Raw genomic sequence first — 17521 nt, forward strand, 5'->3', positions numbered from 1 at the left:
CCCGTTCAGGGCTCACGGAGGAGTGTCTGTTCCGCCACCAGTGGGTGGTCGCCCTTGCCGGGGTTACTGTCGAGTAATACTCTGTTGTTACCGGTCAGTAGGCGACCCCGCCGCGACCCTGAGGAGTGAGCTGACGAGATGGGCCACTACAAGAGCAACGTCCGGGATCTCGAATTCAACCTGTTCGAGGTCTTCAACGTGCAGGACCACCTCGGCAAGGGGCCGTTCGAGCAGTCCGACGAGGACACCGCGCGCGGCGTTCTGGCCGAGGTGAAGATCCTGGCGGAGGGTCCGATGGCGGACTCGTTCGCCGACGCTGACCGGAACCCGCCGAAGTACGACCCGCAGACCTTCTCGGCGACCCTGCCGGAGTCGCTGAAGAAGTCGTACAAGGCCGTGTGGGACGGCGAGTGGTACCGCATGTTCCTGCCCGAGGCGCTGGGCGGCTACGGCACTCCGCCGTCGGTCGTCTGGGCCGCGTCCGAGATGATGCTCGGCGCCAACCCGCCGATCTACATGTACCTGGCGGGCCCGAGCTTCGCGACGGTCGTCTACAACAACGGCATCGAGCGCGACAAGCACTGGGCGCAGATCATGATCGACCGCGGCTGGGGCGCCACGATGGTGCTGACCGAGCCGGACGCCGGTTCGGACGTCGGTGCCGGCCGCACCAAGGCGATCAAGCAGGACGACGGTTCCTGGCACATCGAGGGCGTGAAGCGCTTCATCACGTCCGCCGACCAGGACCTGACCGAGAACATCATGCACCTGGTGCTGGCGCGTCCCGAGGGCGAAGGCGTCGAGGCCAAGCCGGGCACCAAGGGCCTGTCGCTGTTCCTCGTGCCGAAGTTCCACTTCGACCCGCAGACCGGTGAGCTGGGCGAGCGCAACGGCGCCTTCGTGACCAACGTCGAGCACAAGATGGGCATCAAGGCGTCCACCACGTGCGAGCTGACGTTCGGCCAGCACGGCGTGCCCGCCAAGGGCTGGCTGCTCGGCGAGGTGCACGACGGCATCGCGCAGATGTTCGACGTCATCGAGTACGCCCGCATGATGGTCGGCACCAAGGCCATCGCGACGCTGTCGACCGGCTACCTGAACGCGCTGTCCTACGCCAAGGAGCGCGTCCAGTCCGCCGACCTGACCCGCATGACGGACAAGACGGCCCCGCGCGTCACCATCACCAACCACCCGGACGTGCGCCGCAGCCTGATGCTGCAGAAGGCGTACGCCGAGGGCCTGCGCGCCGTGTACCTGTACACCGCGACGTTCCAGGACAAGGTGATGCTCGGCGGCGATGACGCCAAGCTCGCGGCTCAGGTCAACGACCTGCTGCTGCCAATCGTCAAGGGCGTCGGTTCGGAGCGCGCGTACGAGCAGCTGGCGCAGTCGCTGCAGACCCTGGGCGGCTCGGGCTTCCTGCAGGAGTACCCGATCGAGCAGTACATCCGCGACTCGAAGATCGACTCCCTGTACGAGGGCACCACGGCCATCCAGTCGCTGGACTTCTTCTTCCGGAAGATCATCCGCGACAAGGGCCAGGCGCTCGCGTTCATCAACGGCGAGATCCAGTCGTTCCTCGACAACGAGGGCGGCAACGGCCGGCTGAAGGAGGAGCGCGCGCTGCTCAAGCAGGGTCTCGAGGACCTGCAGGGCATGCTCGGCTCGCTGGTCGGCTTCCTGACCTCGTCGCAGGAGGACGTCCGCAACCTCTACAAGGTCGGCCAGAACTCGGTCCGCCTGCTGATGACCGCGGGTGACGTGCTCGTCGGCTGGCTGCTGCTGCGCCAGGCCGAGGTCGCGCTGCAGAAGCTCGGCGGCACGCCGTCGGCCAAGGACAAGGCGTTCTACGAGGGCAAGGTCGCCGTGGCGTCGTTCTTCGCGAAGAACGTGCTGCCGGAGCTCACCGCCCGCCGCAAGGTCGCCGAGTCCACCGACAACTCGCTGATGGACATCGACGAGAGCGCTTTCTGAGACACGGCAAGGACAACGGGTCCTCGCACCTCCTGCCCGAGGTGCGAGGACCCGTTTTTCATCCCTTGAGCGCTCGCGCCGCCACGAAGCAGTAGACGCCGAACGCGGCGATGCCGATCGCGACCGCGCTGAGCAGGAACATGCCGAAAGGCTGTGCCGCCAACGTGTGCAGGGCCTTGTCCAGGCCGCCGGACTGCTCAGGGTCGGCCTTGATCGCCGCCAGTCCGATGAGGACGCCGATCACGCCGTACGCGACGCCCTTGCCGATCCAGCCGATCCGGCCGACCGGTTCGATCCACGACGGCGCACGGCCCATGTCGAGGTCCTTCTCGAAGGACTTCTTGACGCCCTTGTAGACGATCACGCCCGCGGTGATGATCACGCCGATCGCGACCGCGCCGACGATGAACTGACCACCCGGCCACGAGAGCACCTGCGCGGTCAGCTCTTGTTGTTGCTGCGTCTGGTCTTTGGTGCTGCCGCTCGTGGCGTACTTGAACGCACCCAGGGCGATACCGCCAGAGGTGATGGCCCTGGCGGCGGACCCGACGCGCTTGGAGATCCGCTTGCGCTGCTTGGTGATGTAGGTGTACCCGACACAGGCCAGGAGCAGCTGCCAGAGCGCGAAGAACACCAGTCCGATGCCCACCGCCCACAGCAGCCAGGCACCGTTCTGCGCGATCTCGCTCAGCGCGCCCTTCGAATCCGTCCGCTCGGCGTCGCCGCCGAACGCGACCTGGAGCGCCAGCCACGCGATGAGCACGTGGACCGCCCCGTACACAACCATCCCCACCCGCCCCAGCGTCTGGACGACGGGATGTCTTCGCGCCTCATTCGCAACAGTGGCCACGAACGGGTGAATACCCGCGCGTGGCCACTGCGAATCTGCGGAACGCTCAGCCGCCGGGCGGCGGCTCACAGACGATCTTGAACTGCGGGTCGTACCGGACGGTGCGCGACTCGCTGCGGGTCTGGCCCGTGCGGCGGTCCTTGATCGTGCGGGTGTCCGTCACCGAGAAGCCGGGGGCACCGTTGCTCGGCGAGCACCCGGCCTTGCTGACCTTCTTCTCCTGCGGCTGGGTGGGGTTGAAATCGCCGCTCGTGGAGCCGGTGACGTCGTAGTTCTTGGTGCCCCACAACACGATCTTGATCGACGAGGGGGTCCAGATCGTCTGGATGGCGACGCCCGTGTCGTCCGGGTTCGTGAACGCGATGTCGATCAGGCTGGTGCCGTCGGGCTCCATGAACACCGTGGCCTCGCGGCCCTTCGGGTACCGCGTGATCCAGTAGCTGTGCTCCTTGTGGCCCGCGTCTTTCATGCCCGCGTAGTAGGACGCGTTGTAGAGCGTGGTCGCGAACTGCGAGATACCGCCACCGACCGCCTTGTCGGGGATGCCGTCGTTGATGATGCCCGCCTCGACGTAACCCTGCGCGGTGCCGCGGGGGCCGGTGTACTTGTTGAGGCTGAACGTCTCGTGCGGCTTGACGATCGCTCCGTTGACCTTCTCGGCGACGACCCGGATGTTGACGCCGGAGGCGGCGGCGAAGCCACCGGTGGTGAACTCGCCGATGACCTCCTTGATGCCCATCTTGTTCGCCTGCTCGGTGGTGACCTTCGCCGGCGCGTGCTTGTACTCGAACTTGACCTCGCGCCCGTCGGTCTTCGTCAGCGTGTCGAAGTAGGGCTGGAGGTTCTTGTCCCAGTCGACGTCGAGGCCGTCCACCGACTCCTTGACGACCGGCCTGCCGCCCTCGAACACGATCTGGGCGTCCTTGCCCTCCTTGATCGTGTCCTTGAGCTGCGGTGCGACCACCTCGACGAGCTTGTCCTTGTTGGGCTTGACGTTCAGCGCGCCGCCGTCGCCCGGCTCGAACGCCAGCGTGCCGGCGATCTGCTCGGGCGTCAGGGTCGCGTCCTTGCCCTCACCCTTGATCTTGACCGGGCCGGAGACCGCGGTCTTCACCACGTCGTTGAGCGCCTTCTCGACGCCCTGCTTGCTCGTCTTGACCGGGGTGAAGTCCATCGGGACCGCGACCGGGTTGCCGGACGCCCAGTTCGCGACGACGGCGTTGACGGCCTCCTCGGCCTTGAGCTTCTGGCCGTCGTGCGGCTCGACGGCGACAGGACTGGCGCCCTCGAACTTGATGGTGCCCTCGATCGGCTCGTGGTCGAGCTTGGGCCGCATGGCCTCCAGCGCGCCGCCGAGCTTCTTGTCGTCCGCCTTCGTCGCGACACCGACCTCACGGCTGGTGAAGAACGAGGTGACGCGGGTGATCGGGCTGAGCGGCTGGCTGCCCGCACGGTCGATCGTGGCGTCCCAGTCGAGCTCCAGACCCGCTGCCTTGGGGTCGAGCTCGGCCGTGACGTCACCGGCCTTGAGCGCGACCGGCTTGCTCAGCCTCGGGCCGATCGAGTCGCGGAGCTTCTTCTCGGCGGCGTCGTGGCTCATGCCGCCGACGTCGACGCCGGCCACGGTCACGCCGCGCGGCACGTTGCCGCTGGACACGAGGATGTCGAGGCCGTAGAGCAGGCCGAACGCACCGACCACGGCCGCGGCCACGACGAGGGCCTTCTTCTTGCCGTTCTTCGGCGCCGCCTCGTCCTCGCCCGGCTCGATCATCACGGGTCCGTAGACGCCGGAGTCCTCAGGCCGCGGCTGCGGGGGCGGCACCGGCAGCATGAACTCGGTGGCGTCCTCACTGGCGGGAAAGCCGACGCCGGGCACGGCCGCGGCGATGGTCGGCTCGTTGTCCGGCTCCTCGGACGGCCACGACGCGGCGGGCGCGTCGATGCTCACGGGCGCGATCTTCGTCGTCTGCTCCGAGGCGGTGCTGCCGGGATGGACCGACGGCATCGCTCTCGTCTTGTCAGCGTCGTACGGCACAGCTCTCCCCGTTGCCCTGTCTCTACTGAGGCGGCATATGTGTGTGTAGCTATCAGGCGCAGATCACGAACCGGCGGCTCATAGGTACAGACCAGTACCGTGCTCGGTGAGCTCACTGGCCACAGCGTGCAGGTCGCGTTCTCTCATCACGAGATACGTGGTGCCCTGCACCTCGACCTCAAGCTGATCTTCCGGGTTGAACAGCACCCGGTCGCCCACCTTCACGTGTCGCACGCTGGTACCGACCCCGAACACATCACCCCACGCCAACCGCTTCGCCATCTGGGCGGTAGCGGGGATCACAATGCCTCCGCTGGAACGCCGCTCGCCGTCCTCCGGCGAGATGCGCACCATGACGCGGTCGTACAGCATCTGGATCTCGAGCTTGACATCAGGCACCGCCAGAGTCTACGTGCCCGCCGGAGCTGCCTCGTCCATGCCGCCCATCAGCAACGGCAGCCGGGCAGGTGCATCGGCGACCACTCGAACGGGCACGCCCCAGTCCTGCCTGGTCAGGCGGCAGACCGGGTGTTCGTCGGCAGGATCGTCACTGCAACTGGCGGCCTGCGCTACGACGTGCAGAACGCCGTTCGTGACCTGATCGTTGATCCGCAACGCCCGTACCAGTTCGGTGCTCACCCCGGCGCCCTCGACGATCAGCTCGGGCGGTGAGCTGGTGATCTCCAGCCGCGTCGACGGCCCGTACCGCTCGTCCAGCTTCGTCCCCGTCGGCGGGGTGAAGATGACCGCGAGCTCCAGCTCACCGGGCGCGATGTCGGTGGACGGTCGCTTGACCGCGTGCTCCTGACCGTCGATCTTCGTGGCGGCCGCGGAGAACCGTTCGAGCCGGTGCGCCGCCGACGCCACGACCACGAGCTCGTCGCCGACCTGGAGGGCGTCGGACGGCTCGGCGACGTCCGTCGCGATCGTGGTCAGGGTGTTCGTCTCGGGGTCGAAGCGCCGGATGGCGTTGTTGTAGGTGTCCGAGATTGCGACCGAGTGGTCGTTCAGCACCGTGACGCCCAGCGGGTGCTGCAGCAGAGCCTCGTCCGCGTCGCCGTCCTTGTGCCCGAACGCGAACAGCCCCTTGCCGATGACGGTGTGGACCTCGCCGTTCTCCAGGTAGCGCAGTGCGCTGGTCTCGGAGTCGACCATCCAGAGCCGGTCACCGTCCGCGGCAAGCCCGGACGTCTGCGCGAAGAAGGCCTGGTCGGCGGGCCCGTCGTTGATGCCTTCGACGGTGGTGCCCGCGAGCCTCTTCGTCGTGTTGGTCTCGGGGTCGAAGAAGCCCAGCGTGTGGTTGCCCGCCATGGCGATGGCGACGCCGCCGTTCCACCAGGCGACGTCCCACGGACTCGTGAGGTCGATCTTGTCGGCGGGCCCGTCGGTCTCGCCGTCGCGCCACTGCTCACCCGTGCCCGCGAGGGTCGTGACCTCGCCGGTCTCCAGGTTGAGGCCCCGAAGCAGGTGGTTGACGGTGTCCGCGACGACGACGTCGTAGCCGTGGGTGTTGGGCACGAGCGTGAGGCCCGCGGGCTCGGAGAAGGTCGGGTTCAGGCCGTCCTGCCTGCCGCGCTCCCCGGTGCCGATGCGGCGGACGACGGTCTCGCCGTCGGCTTCCAGCTCCACGACGCTGTGGTGGGCGGAGTCGCTGACCAGGATCGTGTTGCTCGGCGTGACGATCGCCTTCGCGGGGAACCTGAGCGTGGTGTTCGTCGGCTCCGGAGCGACGTACGGACCGGTGCCCCGGTGCAGCGTGCCCTTGGCGTCGTGCTCCTCGATCAGCTCCCTGATGATCGTGTCGAGCGCCTCGACGTGGCCCTCACCCGCGGCGACGTGCACGACGTAGCCCTCGGGGTCGACCAGCACGAGCGTGGGCCACGCCTTCACGGCGTAGTTCTGCCAGGTCGTGAGCTCCGGGTCGTCCAGGACCGGGTGGTGCACCTCGTAGCGCTCGACGGCCGCCTTCAGCGCGTCCGGGTCGGCCTCGTGCACGAACTTCGGCGAGTGCACACCGATCGTGACCAGGACGTCCTCGTGCGCCTTTTCGAGGGGGCGCAGCTCGTCCAGGACGTGCAGGCAGTTGATGCAGCAGAAGGTCCAGAAGTCGAGCAGCACGATCTTGCCGCGGAGGTCCTTGAGGCTGACCGCGGTGTCACCGGTGTTCAGCCAGCCGCGTCCTACCAGTTCAGGGGCACGGACACGGGCACGGCGCTTGGCAGTCGTCACGACCGTATCCAACACTGTGGAACAGGGCGTCCATTCCGGGTTCCATCATGTGGACGATCGACTCGACCACCGTGTGGACGGCCGCTCACGACCAAGGGTTGAGGCGGTTGGGCCGATCAGCACAACAATCCTTATGTGCCTTCTGATTGACCGAAGTCGCCCGGAATCCTCGATGATGGAAGGCAGACCGCCCGTCTGAACCTTTGCGCCGCCATTGGCGTAGAGGACGCCGGGAGGTGCGTGATGGTGGAGTACCTGGTGATCGGGGCGGGTCCCGCGGGACTGCAGATCGGGAGTTTTCTGCACCGGGCGGGCCGCGACTACGTGATCCTGGAAGCGGAATCGGGGCCGGCGAGTTTCTTCCGCGAGTTCCCCAGGCATCGGGTCCTCGCGACGGACGACAACTCGCTGTTCGACGGGGTGCCGTTCGGGCGGTACAGCAAGCGGGCGTTTCCCGATGCGGACGATCTGGTGCGGTATCTGGAGGACTTCGCGCGGCCGTTGCACATCCGGTACGGCACGCGGGTCAGCGACCCGGCGGAGTACCAGGCGCGGCACGTGATCCTCGCGATCGGCAAGAAGCCGCACGTGCCGAGCATTCCCGGTGTCGAGCACGCGGACACCTATGCGAGTGCCGCCACGGATCCGACCTTGTACGCGGGGAAGCGGGTGCTGATCATCGGGCGCGGGCGCAGTGCGTTCGAGACGGCCGACAACATCGCGGCCACGGCGCGGCTCACGCACACGGTGGGGCGGAAGGTGCAGCGGATCGTCAAGCAGGGCAACGAGTTGGTCGTCGCCATCGACGGCGCCGGGGAGCTGCGGTACGACAAGGTGATCGTGTGTGCCGGGTTCCGGCGGGACACCAGCCTCGACGTCCCCGACGCGCACGTCATCACCGGCGACTCGATCAAGGCCATCAGGCATTCCGCGCGGGCGTTGCACCGGACGCTGGAGGCCGAGCACCACGGGGTGCCGTGGCCGCACCGCAAGCTCAGGAACCGGCCCGACTCGTTGGCCGCGACCATCGCCGGACGGGCCAGGCAGATTCCCGAAGGGCTGGCGGATGTCGTTGTGCCGCAAGGGCAGCACGCGCTCCTCTACGACGAGATGCCGACGACCGAGCGCAACGGGTTCGTCGTCACCAGCACGCAGATCAGCCACTACCGGCGCAACGAGCTGATCGCCGTGGAACGCCGGCTGCACCGCAAGCCGCTGGAGAGGTTCTTCTCGCAGCAGCTCGCGGTGCCGTGCATCTCCTAGACCGGCAGGGTGCGGGCGAGGAACGCCGTGGTCACGTCCCAGGCGCGGTGCGCGGCTTCCGCGTCGTACCAGGGGCCGAGGTGGTTGAGGAACGCGTGGCCCGCGGCCTCCAGGTGGATCTCGGCGCCGGGGTGCTCCGCCGCCGCGTCCACGACCTTCTGGTAGCCGGGGAGGTACGGGTCCTCGGTGCCGAAGAGGAACAGGATCGGGCAGGACACCTCGTCCAGCGTGCCGATCTGGTCGGGCACGCCCGAGCCGTAGAACGACACGGCGGTGTCCGGGTCGGCGGCGACGGCCGCCGAGTAGGCCAGGGTGCCGCCGAGGCAGAAGCCGAGCACTCCCACGCCGCCGGTGACCTCCGGCAGGCCGCGCAGGTACTCGACCGACGCGGTGACGTCCCCTACTGCCAGCGGGAAGTCGAGGTTGCCGACGACCTCCATCGACTTCTGGATACCCGCCTCGTCGTGCTCACCCACCCAGCCCGGCTGGAAGCGGTGGAACAGCTCGGGCACGGCCACGACGTAGCCGAGAGCCGCGAGCTGCTCCGCGACACCTCGCAGGTACCCGTCCAGCCCGAAGATCTCCTGGATCAGGACGATGCCGGGACCGGAACCGGCCTCGGGCAACCACACCGGCAGGGGCATGCCGTCAATTCGATGGGTCATGCATCGATCTTGCCCGATGAGCGGGACGAGGAGCTGAAGAAGCCCCAGGTTGCCGTGGCAGCGAGTTCCAGGCAGGCGGCCCCGAAGATCCGCCCGATCCCGCGGTCAACAGAAATCAGCGAGCTTTCCAGCATTTCCCGAAAGGCGAACGAGAACGCCCAGGGGGAACGCGGTGGATGTCGCCCGAGCCCTCGGCGGCGACATCCACCCCGTCACTTTCAGAAGGTGGCTTCGGTGTTGGCAGACCGAGCCTTACCGGCCGATCAGGCTGCCCTTGACGACCGCGTCCTGCTGGTAGACCGGAGCGTTGCTGCAGGCGTTGTAGTCAGAGCCGAACAGGCCACCCTGCTGCCACGGAGCGGGGCACGGGACGTTGACGTTGACCAGCGGCGCACCGGCCGTGGTGACGAGACCGTTGATCGACCCGTTGTTCTGCACCGGAGCGGCAGCGGTCTGACCGAAGCCCGTCGGCTGGTCCGCCCAGCTCCGTTCCGTGCCGACGAGGTTGCCGGCCACCGGCGCGTCCTGCTGGAAGACCGGGGCGTTGTTGCAGGCGTTGTAGTCGGCGCCGGCGACGCCACCCTGGTTCCACGGGGCGGGGCAGGGGATGTTCACGTTGACCAGCGGCGCACCGACCGTGGTGACGAGACCGTTGATCGACCCGTTGTTCTGCACCGGAGCGGCAGCGGTCTGACCGAAGCCGTCGTTGCGCGAGCCGGACCCGTCGCCGCCCAGGTCACCGCCGACCATTGCGCCCTGCTGGTAGACCGGGGCGTTGTTGCAGGCGTTGTAGTCCGAGCCGGCGACGCCACCCTGCTGCCACGGGGCGGGGCAGGGGATGTTCACGTTGACCAGCGGCGCACCGACCGTGGTCACGAGACCGTCGATCGACCCGTTGTTCTCCACGGGAGCGGCGGCGACCTGGCTGAAGTCAGACGCCTTCATCTCGCTCTCGCCCGCAAAGGCGCCGGCGGAGGATGCCAGAACGGAACCAACCGCGATGGTGACTGCCACGGTGCCGAGAACGGACCGACGCAGGGCGCCCGAATTGAACATGGAACTTCTCCGTTTCCTTCAGATGAGTAACCGCTGAGATGGCATCCCGCTCTTGCCTGAACAGGAATGCGCGCGGTGAGTCGAGTGCCGCCACATTAGCGTCGGCGAACACCGTCGCAAGTAGACAGACGCGCTTTTCCGCGTTCTTCACTCGAAGGTGTTGGCGTGCACCGCATCAACACTCACCAGAACGGGTATCTCCAAGGGCTTCCGGGCAGGACCGAGCGGACGACCGTCCCCAATTGATTGCCACCGCACGGAAAATCGCGACCCAGATCCCATCCGGCGGGGACAGCCGAGTCGGGCAAATCGTTCGTACGCGCGGAGATCCTGCCCGATAATCGGCCGATGATCAGACTGGTCGCGACCGACCTCGACGGCACGCTGCTGCAACCGGGTGGGGTGCTGAGCGATCACACCCGCGCCGTGCTCGACGCCGTCGACGCGGACGTCGTGGTCGTCACGGCGCGGCCGCCGCGGTTCGTGCAGGACCTCGCGCTCACCGGCACGGCGATCTGCGCGAACGGCGCGATGATCTACGACCTGACGAACCGGGAGGTCACGCACGCGCAGACCGTGCCGTTCGACGTGGTGCGGAAGGTGGCGGAGGCGCTGGCGCAGGTGATCCCGGACGTCGGCATCGCGGTCGAAACCGGCCTGGAGGTGTTGTCGGAGCCCGGTTTCCAGGGCTTCGGGCCGAAAAATCCACATCGGACACTCGAACTGCTCGACCACGTCTTCGCGGAGGCGCACCAGGTCGTGCAGATGCTCGCGTGGGCGCCGGAGCGTGAGAGCGATCACATGATGGAGATCGCCAGGGAGGCGGTCGGCCGGCACGTCACGGTCACGCACTCCGGCGGCACGGGTCTGCTGGAGATCAGCCCGCCGGGTGTGTCCAAGGCCGCCACACTCGCGTCCCTGTGCGGCGCAAGAGGAATCCGCAGGGAAGAAGTGATCGCGTTCGGGGACATGCCGAACGACCTGTCGGTGCTCGGGTGGGCCGGCACGGCCTACGCGATGGGCAACGCGCACCCGCTCGTCAAGCAGGCGTGCGCCAACCACGCGCCGCCCAACACCGAAGACGGTGTCGCCCAGGTCCTCGAGAAGCTGTTCGACCTCTAGCGGCGCGGCACCGAGGTCGGCCCCGCCACCTCGGCACCCAGCGCTGTCACCCGCCGCCGCAGTTCGCGGTCGGCGGTCACCACGGTCACCGCACGGCCGGCGCCCTCGGCCCGCACCACCTCGACGATCTTGTCGTCGCCGTCGCCGGAGGCCGCGACCACGCGGACGTCGTCGATGCTGGACACGTTGCGCGCCTTGCCCTCCACGACGAGGACGACCTCCTCGTCCCGGCCTCGCAGCGCGTCGCGGAGGCGTTCGGCCGCGCCCGCCCGGTCGCGCCACCACCCGTCGGGCACCGAACCCACGACGTTGGCGGCATCGACCACGAGCAACGGCTTCACGCCCCTCAGCCTGCCTCAGCCCCGGCGGGCCCGCAGCGCGTCCAGCGAGTCAGGGCCGCCCTCGTCGACGGCCGACGTGCCGACGGCAGCCGCGGGAACACCGGCCCAGCGCAGCACCGCCGCGGTCGCCGCACCGCGTTCCTTCTCCGGCAACCTGGCGATGTTCGAGCCGTGGTTGCCGCCCGGCACGACGAACGCCAGCGAGTCACGCGTGCCCGGTCCGAGGTGGAACGGCTCGGCGCTCCACGGGTCGTTCTGCCCGTACACGAACAACAGCCGCGAACCCTCGTAGCGCACCCATCGGTCGATGTCCTTCATCGCGTGCTTGTCGAAGCGCGGGAACCTGATCGAGTCGGGCACCATCGTCCGCGGCACGCTGGAACCGGGGTAGCGCAACAGGTCCCGGACCGCGGACTCGTCGGCTTCCGGCCAGCCGAGCTGCGTGCCCGCCTGGTAGTAATAGGTCTCGTAGGGCGCGACGCCCGCATCGGTGTAGAAGTCCCAGCCGACGGTCTGGTCGATGAACGTCCACAGGTCGTCCACCGAGGCGGCGGCACCGGGCACCAGCGCGCACTGGCCCTGGGTGCCGTACTGCCAGAAGGTGAACGGCGTGTCCAGCACCAGGAGCTCCAAGGCCCGCTGCGCGCCACCGAACTGCCGGTACGTGTAGCCCTTGGCCTCCAACCGGGCCACGATCGCGTCGCGGTTCTGCAGGATCTGCCGTTGCACGCCTTCGAGGCGCCGGTTGCACGTCGGGTCGTTGCCGACGTTGCGGATGAACTCGCTGTAGGAGTCCTCGTCGTTCACCACGTCGTTCGGTGCCACGTAAGCGATGGTCGCGTCGACGTCGTGCGGGAAGAACCGGCGGTGGTAGACCGACGTCATGCCGCCCTTGCTGGCGCCCGTCGAGAGCCAGCGGCCGCGGTAGATCTTCTTGAAGGCCTGCACGATCCGGTGGTGGTCGCCTGCCGCCTGCCGGATGTTCAGGTCGTCCCAGTCCGCCGGCACCGGCCGCGATGGTGGGAAGAAGCGCTGTTCGACGCTGATCTGGTTGCCGTCGACGAGCCGGGCCGGCTCGGACGGGCTGATGGAGCCGGGCAGGTGGTAGCCGGTGGTGTGCAGGACCATCGGCTTCGACTCGTCCTTGTGCAGCAACGAGATCCGCTGTTCGAACTGCGCGCCGCGCGGTCTGCGGTGGTCCGCGGGCTGCTGGATGCCGAGCACGAACGTCCGCGCGGTGCCGGACGTCCCTTCGCTGATGATCCGGACGCCGGGCAGGGCGGCGATCCGGTCCTTGACGTCTGCAGCGGCGTTGACGACCGAGGCGACCGCCAGGACCTGCGCCGATGCCAGGCCGAACGCCAGCAGGGAGCGTACGAGTCTGTTCACCGAGCCAAGCTAGTGAGCCCGCACGCCCCGCCGGACCGGCCGATCGTCGCTATTCGAAGCTGGCGTAGTAGGACGCGGCCATGTCCTCGTCGCCGTGGCCCTTGGTGACCGCGCGGTTCAGCCGTGCGGCCGACGCCTGCGCGACGTCGAGGTGCACGTTGCCCCGCACCGCGGCTTCGTTGACGAGCAAGGCGTCCTTCAGCGCGTTCTGCACGGTGAACGCGGGCGCGAGGGACCGCTCGATGATCGCGTTGCCCTTCATCTGCAGGTACGCGCAGTCCACCGCGCCGCCGGAAACGGCTTCGAGGAACAGCTTCGGGTCGAGCCCGGACGCCTCGCTCAGCGCCACGGCCTCGCCGACGGCCGCGGTCAGCGCGAGCACCCAGCTGTTGGCGACGAGCTTCAACCGGGAGGACGCACCGGCTTCACCGACCCACATCGTGCGGGCGCCGATCACGTCGAACACGGGTTGCACGCGCTCGCGCAGTTCCGCCGCGCCCGAGGCCAGCACGACGAGGTTGCCCTCCGCCGCGGGCTTGGTGCTGCCGAGGACGGGCGCGTCGACGAACTCGAGCCCGAGCGAACGGGCGAGTGCGATGTGGTCCTCGGTGGAGCTGATCCCGACCGTGGAGGACTGGATCCAGACGGCGTCGTGCGGCAGCGCTTCGGCCGCGGCCTGCATGGTGGCGGTGACCGCGGGGCCGTCGTTGAGCATGGTCAGCACGATCTCGACGCCCTCGACGGCCTGGGCGGGTGTGTCGGCGACGACCGCGCCCTGAGCGGCGAGCGGTTCGGCTTTGGCGCGCGTGCGGTTCCAGACCCGGACGGCATGTCCGGCGGCGGCGAGGTTGGCTGCGACGGGGGCACCCATGAGGCCGGTGCCGAGCACGGCGATCTTCATGTCCCCAGCAAACAAGAAACCTCGCGGTGCTGCCAGGTCGGGGGTCCGACAGCACCGCGAGGTCAACCGTGACATCGGCGGACCGACGTGCACTGTTACAACGCCATCTTACTGTGGCGCGCATCACGTTTAACAGAATGAAACCCCTGGAGCGCGGGAGGTGCTCCAGGGGTTCCCGTTTGGGGAGGCACTCGCGACGGGGCGCCGTGCGAGTGCCGGGTCGTGAAGTCAGCGCAGGGTGGTGACCTGAGCCTGGGCGATGGCCATCAGCTCGTGACGCATGGCCGGCGTGGTGGCCATGTCGATCGCGCGAGCCACGGCCTTCCGGTTGCGCGCCTCGGCACGACGGGCGCGGAGCTTCGCTGCGAAGTTCATCGGGGTCTGCACTTCCCTCTCGGAGGTCTGTTCGGTTGGTAACTCAAGTATGCACCTTCCTACCCGCGAACGCACGCGATTATCCGGTGAGTTGGGGCACACGCCGATGAATCATCGGCCGACAACGTGAACGGCCGGACAACGCCGGGCGGTGCGGGTCACTCCTCCCGGCCGAGCAGGAACCTCCCGAAGTGCGGCACGGTGAAGGCGATCTGACCCCGTTCCGCGCTGTAGACCAGGCCTTTCTTGATGAGCGAGTCCCGCGCGGGCGACAGCGACGAGGGTTTGCGACCGAGGTGGTCGGCCACCTGGGCGGTGTTGACGCCCGCATCCTTTCCGTCGGTCAACTCGGCCATCGCCCGGAGATACTCGCGTTCAGCGGGCGTCGCACGCTCGTATCGGGAGCCGAAGAAGCCCACTGCCAGCTCCGCGTCGGCCTCCGGAGCGGCCACGGAGACGTCCAGCGCGCTGATTGGATCGGCCGGCGCGGCGTCCCAGGCGGCCTTGCCGTAGGCCTGGATGAAGTACGGGTAGCCCCCGGACGCGTCGAACAACGCGTCCAGCGCCTCGTCCGTGATGCCCGCGTCCTCCCGTTCGACCGGGGCGAGCACCGCGCGGTCGGCGTCCTCACGGCTGAGCCGGTCGATCCGCACGTACCGGAAGAGCCGCTCCGAGTACGACTTGCTGGCGCTGAGCACGGCGGGCAGGTGCGGCAGACCCGCACCGACGACCACGAGAGGTGAGCCGAGCTGCGAGAGCTCGTGGCACGCCGCGCACAACGCACTGATGTCGTCCGGCCTGAGGTCCTGCATCTCGTCGATGAGCAGCGCGACGCCCGTGCCGACGTCCTGCGCGAGCTCGGCGACGTCGGTGAACAGCTCGACCAGGTCGATCTCGATGTCACCGGAGTCGGCCCGGCCCTGGGCGGCGGGCACGTCGATGCCGGGTTGCCAGCGGTCGCGCAGCTTGGCACCGTCCGGTGCGGCCCGCAGCGCGAAGGCCTTGAGGATGCCGAGGATGGCCTCGACCCGGTCCGGCGCGCGGTGGCGGACGGCGAGGTCGCGGATCGCCCGGTGCAGCGCCGCCGAGAGCGGTCGTCGCAGGTCGGCGTCCGGCCGGGCCTCGACCTTGCCCGCACCCCAGCCGCGTTTGACCGCCATGGATCGCAACTCGCCGAGCAGCACCGTCTTGCCGACACCCCGCAGCCCGGTCAGCACCAGGCTGCGTTCCGGACGGCCGCGGGCCACGCGTTCGAGCACCACCTCGAACGCTCCGACTTCCTTGTCCCGGCCGGCGAGCTCAGGAGGCCGCTGGCCTGCACCGGGAGCGAACGGGTTGCGCACCGGGTCCATGGCTCGCACCGTATCGGCGTTTCTAGGGCCTGAAGTAGAGACGCGCAGACGTGGGTACGAATGCCCGCGTATACATCTCTCTAGTGTGGGAGCAATACAACTGAATAGTTGCGGATGGACCTGGGCACCGGTTGGCTGGGCGACGTGGCTGAAGTCGTGACGAAGGGGACCGGCGAGGTCGAGCGCACCGCCGACCGCGCCCAGGTGGACGTGACGTTCGAGGCGCTCGGCGCCGAACGCTCCGAGGCGGTGAGCACGCTCAACCAGCGCATTTCCGTCGTCGAACCGCTGCTGCAGGACTTCGAGGTGCGCTCGCGGCAGCTGTCCGTGCACGACAACTGGGACAACAACCAACGCGTCGGCAGCCGCGCGCAGCAGCAGTACGTGATCTGGGTGTCCGACCTCGACAAGCTCGACGGCCTGCTCGCCGACCTCGTCCAGGCCGAGCCGTCGTGGATCAACGGCCCGTCGTGGACGCTCGTCGACGACGCCGAGGCCGTCCGCGAGGCGCAGAAGGAGGCCGTGGCGGACGCGCTCCGTCGTGCCGAGGGTTACGCATCGGCGCTGGGGCGGCGGCTCGGGCCGTTGCTGCGGATCGGCGACACCGACGGCGGTGCGGGCTACTCGCCGCGGATCCGCGCTTCGGCGTCGTTCGAGATGGCCGGACCTGCGGGGATGGTGGACCAGCTGAACCTCAAGGCGCAGCTGATCACGGTTTCGGCGTCCTGCACGGCCGCTTGGTCACTGCTCGACTGAGGTCACGTAGCGCGACAGGCTGATTACCCCGAATTACCTATGACGCTCGCGATGCACCGCTATGGTCGGTTCGTACCGTACGAGCGCAATCTGAGGTTCGGGGGAATGCGTTGTGCCGCTTGAGCGCCTGGAACTCGCAAGACTGAACGTTCCCGACAACCCGCAAACGAGAGCACGCCTGGCCGAACTGACTCATCCCGGTGGCCTGCCGATGCAACCGGCTGAGACCTACGAGGCTCATGATCCTGCGGGGCTCATCACCATCACCGTGAACAAGGCCCAGATGGTGACAAACGTTCGCATTCGCCCGAGGTGGTTCGAGCAAATGCGACCAGAAGCGTTTCCTGCCACGGTCTACAACACGTACGTGACTGCGGTGCAGCGCGCACTCGCAGTCGAGTTCGCCCACCGCCCTGCGCATTCGCAGAACCCGTCCACTCCGGCCAAACCAGAGGCGGACCCCGCCGACCTACCGCTCGAGGACTGGATGGCGAGGACGAGGGCCAAGCTCGACGCCGTAGACGCCGAGTACGACGCGATCCGCCGCCAGGAGCAGGCGCCTCAACAGCCTGCCATCACAGAGGTCCGCAGCCCTCTCGGCTATCTGGTGATGCGCATGCGCGGTGGTGGCCCGATCTCGCTGCACGGCGACCCTCAGGCGTTGGACAACCCGTCCGACGCGGTACTCGCCGACGACGTCCTGAGCCTCTTCGTGCGCGCGGGTCTTGGCGTCGATCCCGGCGAACGCCCTCGCCCGGTGGCACGACCGCGCACCGGCGGTGACGAGGCGGACGACGACTACTTCACCGACTTCCGGGTCTTGGGCAAGAGGGACGAAAATGGCTGACTACAAGGTTGTCACCCAGGATCTGCGCGAAGAAGCAAAGCTCTGGCAGGAGAAGGCCGACAAGGCGGAGCCGATCGTGCAGGCGATACGGGACACCTACCTCACGGAGACCGCGTTCTTCGTCGGCGACTTCGCGACGCTTGGCGCCGGACTCGCCAACGCCACCCTTGAAGCAGGTCAGTACGAGGAATTCCGGACGTTCATGGAGAAGTGCGTCGCGGGCGCGGTCACCGAGTTCAACCAGATCGACGGCGCGTTGCGCGCGATCGCGGACGAGTACGACCGCACCGAGAGCGTCAACGAGATCGATCTTCGCAAGTTCTACGGCTAGCAGGAGCACGAGAATCCATGAGCAGTTCCGGTGAA

Annotated in this window: 17 protein-coding genes; 6 read left to right on the top strand and 11 right to left on the bottom strand. The window is 68.0% G+C overall.

From position 1 onward, the window contains the following. Nucleotides 1-138: 138 nt before the first annotated feature. Nucleotides 139-1974 (top strand): acyl-CoA dehydrogenase, encoded by a 1836-nt coding sequence (locus tag ACWEIJ_RS08345; protein WP_449836502.1) that lies wholly within the window; start codon nucleotides 139-141, stop codon nucleotides 1972-1974. A 58-nt stretch (nucleotides 1975-2032) separates the two neighbouring features. Here ACWEIJ_RS08345 and ACWEIJ_RS08350 read toward each other — a convergent pair whose 3' ends face one another. The 4 genes from ACWEIJ_RS08350 to ACWEIJ_RS08365 form a co-directional block, all read right to left on the bottom strand. After that, nucleotides 2033-2761, bottom strand: coding sequence for a DUF1206 domain-containing protein (locus ACWEIJ_RS08350; protein WP_449836857.1), 729 nt, complete (start codon nucleotides 2759-2761; stop codon nucleotides 2033-2035). Nucleotides 2762-2870: 109 nt separating this feature from the next. Then, nucleotides 2871-4655 (bottom strand): VanW family protein, encoded by a 1785-nt coding sequence (locus ACWEIJ_RS08355; protein ID WP_449836858.1) that lies wholly within the window; start codon nucleotides 4653-4655, stop codon nucleotides 2871-2873. Nucleotides 4656-4937: 282 nt separating this feature from the next. After that, on the bottom strand, nucleotides 4938-5231 hold the full coding sequence (locus tag ACWEIJ_RS08360) for a GroES family chaperonin (protein ID WP_109632928.1): 294 nt from the start codon (nucleotides 5229-5231) through the stop codon (nucleotides 4938-4940). A gap of 36 nt (nucleotides 5232-5267) precedes the next feature. Continuing rightward, nucleotides 5268-7088, bottom strand: a complete 1821-nt coding sequence (locus tag ACWEIJ_RS08365; RefSeq protein WP_449836503.1) for an NHL domain-containing thioredoxin family protein — start codon at nucleotides 7086-7088, stop codon at nucleotides 5268-5270. A 243-nt stretch (nucleotides 7089-7331) separates the two neighbouring features. On the opposite strand from ACWEIJ_RS08365, the gene ACWEIJ_RS08370 reads away from it, so the two are divergent. Continuing rightward, nucleotides 7332-8351 carry an NAD(P)-binding domain-containing protein gene (locus ACWEIJ_RS08370; protein WP_449836504.1) on the top strand — a complete coding sequence of 340 codons (1020 nt, stop codon included), beginning with the start codon at nucleotides 7332-7334 and terminating at the stop codon, nucleotides 8349-8351. Here the strand turns inward: ACWEIJ_RS08370 and ACWEIJ_RS08375 are convergent. Further along, on the bottom strand, nucleotides 8348-9016 hold the full coding sequence (locus ACWEIJ_RS08375; protein ID WP_449836505.1) for a dienelactone hydrolase family protein: 669 nt from the start codon (nucleotides 9014-9016) through the stop codon (nucleotides 8348-8350). The genes ACWEIJ_RS08370 and ACWEIJ_RS08375 overlap by 4 nt on opposite strands. A 252-nt stretch (nucleotides 9017-9268) precedes the next feature. Next, the gene (locus tag ACWEIJ_RS08380) at nucleotides 9269-9961 is read right to left on the bottom strand and encodes a hypothetical protein (protein ID WP_449836506.1); all 693 of its coding nucleotides are present in this window, start codon (nucleotides 9959-9961) and stop codon (nucleotides 9269-9271) included. A 459-nt stretch (nucleotides 9962-10420) separates the two neighbouring features. Between ACWEIJ_RS08380 and ACWEIJ_RS08385 the strand changes: the two genes are divergently transcribed. Continuing rightward, nucleotides 10421-11194 (top strand): HAD family hydrolase, encoded by a 774-nt coding sequence (locus tag ACWEIJ_RS08385; protein ID WP_449836507.1) that lies wholly within the window; start codon nucleotides 10421-10423, stop codon nucleotides 11192-11194. Here ACWEIJ_RS08385 and ACWEIJ_RS08390 read toward each other — a convergent pair. The 5 genes from ACWEIJ_RS08390 to ACWEIJ_RS08410 all read right to left on the bottom strand — a co-directional run bounded on the left by ACWEIJ_RS08390 (nucleotide 11191) and on the right by ACWEIJ_RS08410 (nucleotide 15552). Then, nucleotides 11191-11535: an NTP pyrophosphohydrolase gene (locus ACWEIJ_RS08390; protein WP_449836508.1), complete on the bottom strand. Its 345-nt coding sequence runs from the start codon at nucleotides 11533-11535 to the stop codon at nucleotides 11191-11193. The two genes, ACWEIJ_RS08385 and ACWEIJ_RS08390, sit on opposite strands and share 4 nt — an antisense overlap. A gap of 15 nt (nucleotides 11536-11550) precedes the next feature. Then, nucleotides 11551-12924: a S28 family serine protease gene (locus ACWEIJ_RS08395; protein WP_449836509.1), complete on the bottom strand. Its 1374-nt coding sequence runs from the start codon at nucleotides 12922-12924 to the stop codon at nucleotides 11551-11553. Between the two features lie 49 nt (nucleotides 12925-12973). Further along, nucleotides 12974-13825, bottom strand: a complete 852-nt coding sequence (locus ACWEIJ_RS08400) for an NAD(P)-dependent oxidoreductase (RefSeq protein ID WP_449836510.1) — start codon at nucleotides 13823-13825, stop codon at nucleotides 12974-12976. Nucleotides 13826-14053: 228 nt separating this feature from the next. Next, on the bottom strand, nucleotides 14054-14200 hold the full coding sequence (locus ACWEIJ_RS08405; RefSeq protein ID WP_167969512.1) for a hypothetical protein: 147 nt from the start codon (nucleotides 14198-14200) through the stop codon (nucleotides 14054-14056). Nucleotides 14201-14358: 158 nt separating this feature from the next. Next, nucleotides 14359-15552 (bottom strand): AAA family ATPase, encoded by a 1194-nt coding sequence (locus tag ACWEIJ_RS08410; protein WP_449836511.1) that lies wholly within the window; start codon nucleotides 15550-15552, stop codon nucleotides 14359-14361. A 144-nt stretch (nucleotides 15553-15696) separates the two neighbouring features. Between ACWEIJ_RS08410 and ACWEIJ_RS08415 the strand changes: the two genes are divergently transcribed. The 3 genes from ACWEIJ_RS08415 (at nucleotide 15697) to ACWEIJ_RS08425 (ending at nucleotide 17486) form a co-directional block, all read left to right on the top strand. Next, nucleotides 15697-16308, top strand: coding sequence for an SIMPL domain-containing protein (locus tag ACWEIJ_RS08415; RefSeq protein ID WP_449836512.1), 612 nt, complete (start codon nucleotides 15697-15699; stop codon nucleotides 16306-16308). A gap of 112 nt (nucleotides 16309-16420) precedes the next feature. After that, nucleotides 16421-17155, top strand: coding sequence for a hypothetical protein (locus ACWEIJ_RS08420; RefSeq protein WP_449836513.1), 735 nt, complete (start codon nucleotides 16421-16423; stop codon nucleotides 17153-17155). After that, nucleotides 17148-17486, top strand: a complete 339-nt coding sequence (locus ACWEIJ_RS08425; RefSeq protein WP_449836514.1) for a hypothetical protein — start codon at nucleotides 17148-17150, stop codon at nucleotides 17484-17486. The genes ACWEIJ_RS08420 and ACWEIJ_RS08425 overlap by 8 nt, the downstream gene beginning before the upstream one ends. Nucleotides 17487-17521 lie beyond the last annotated feature (35 nt).

The organism is Lentzea sp. NPDC004789 (assembly GCF_053601075.1).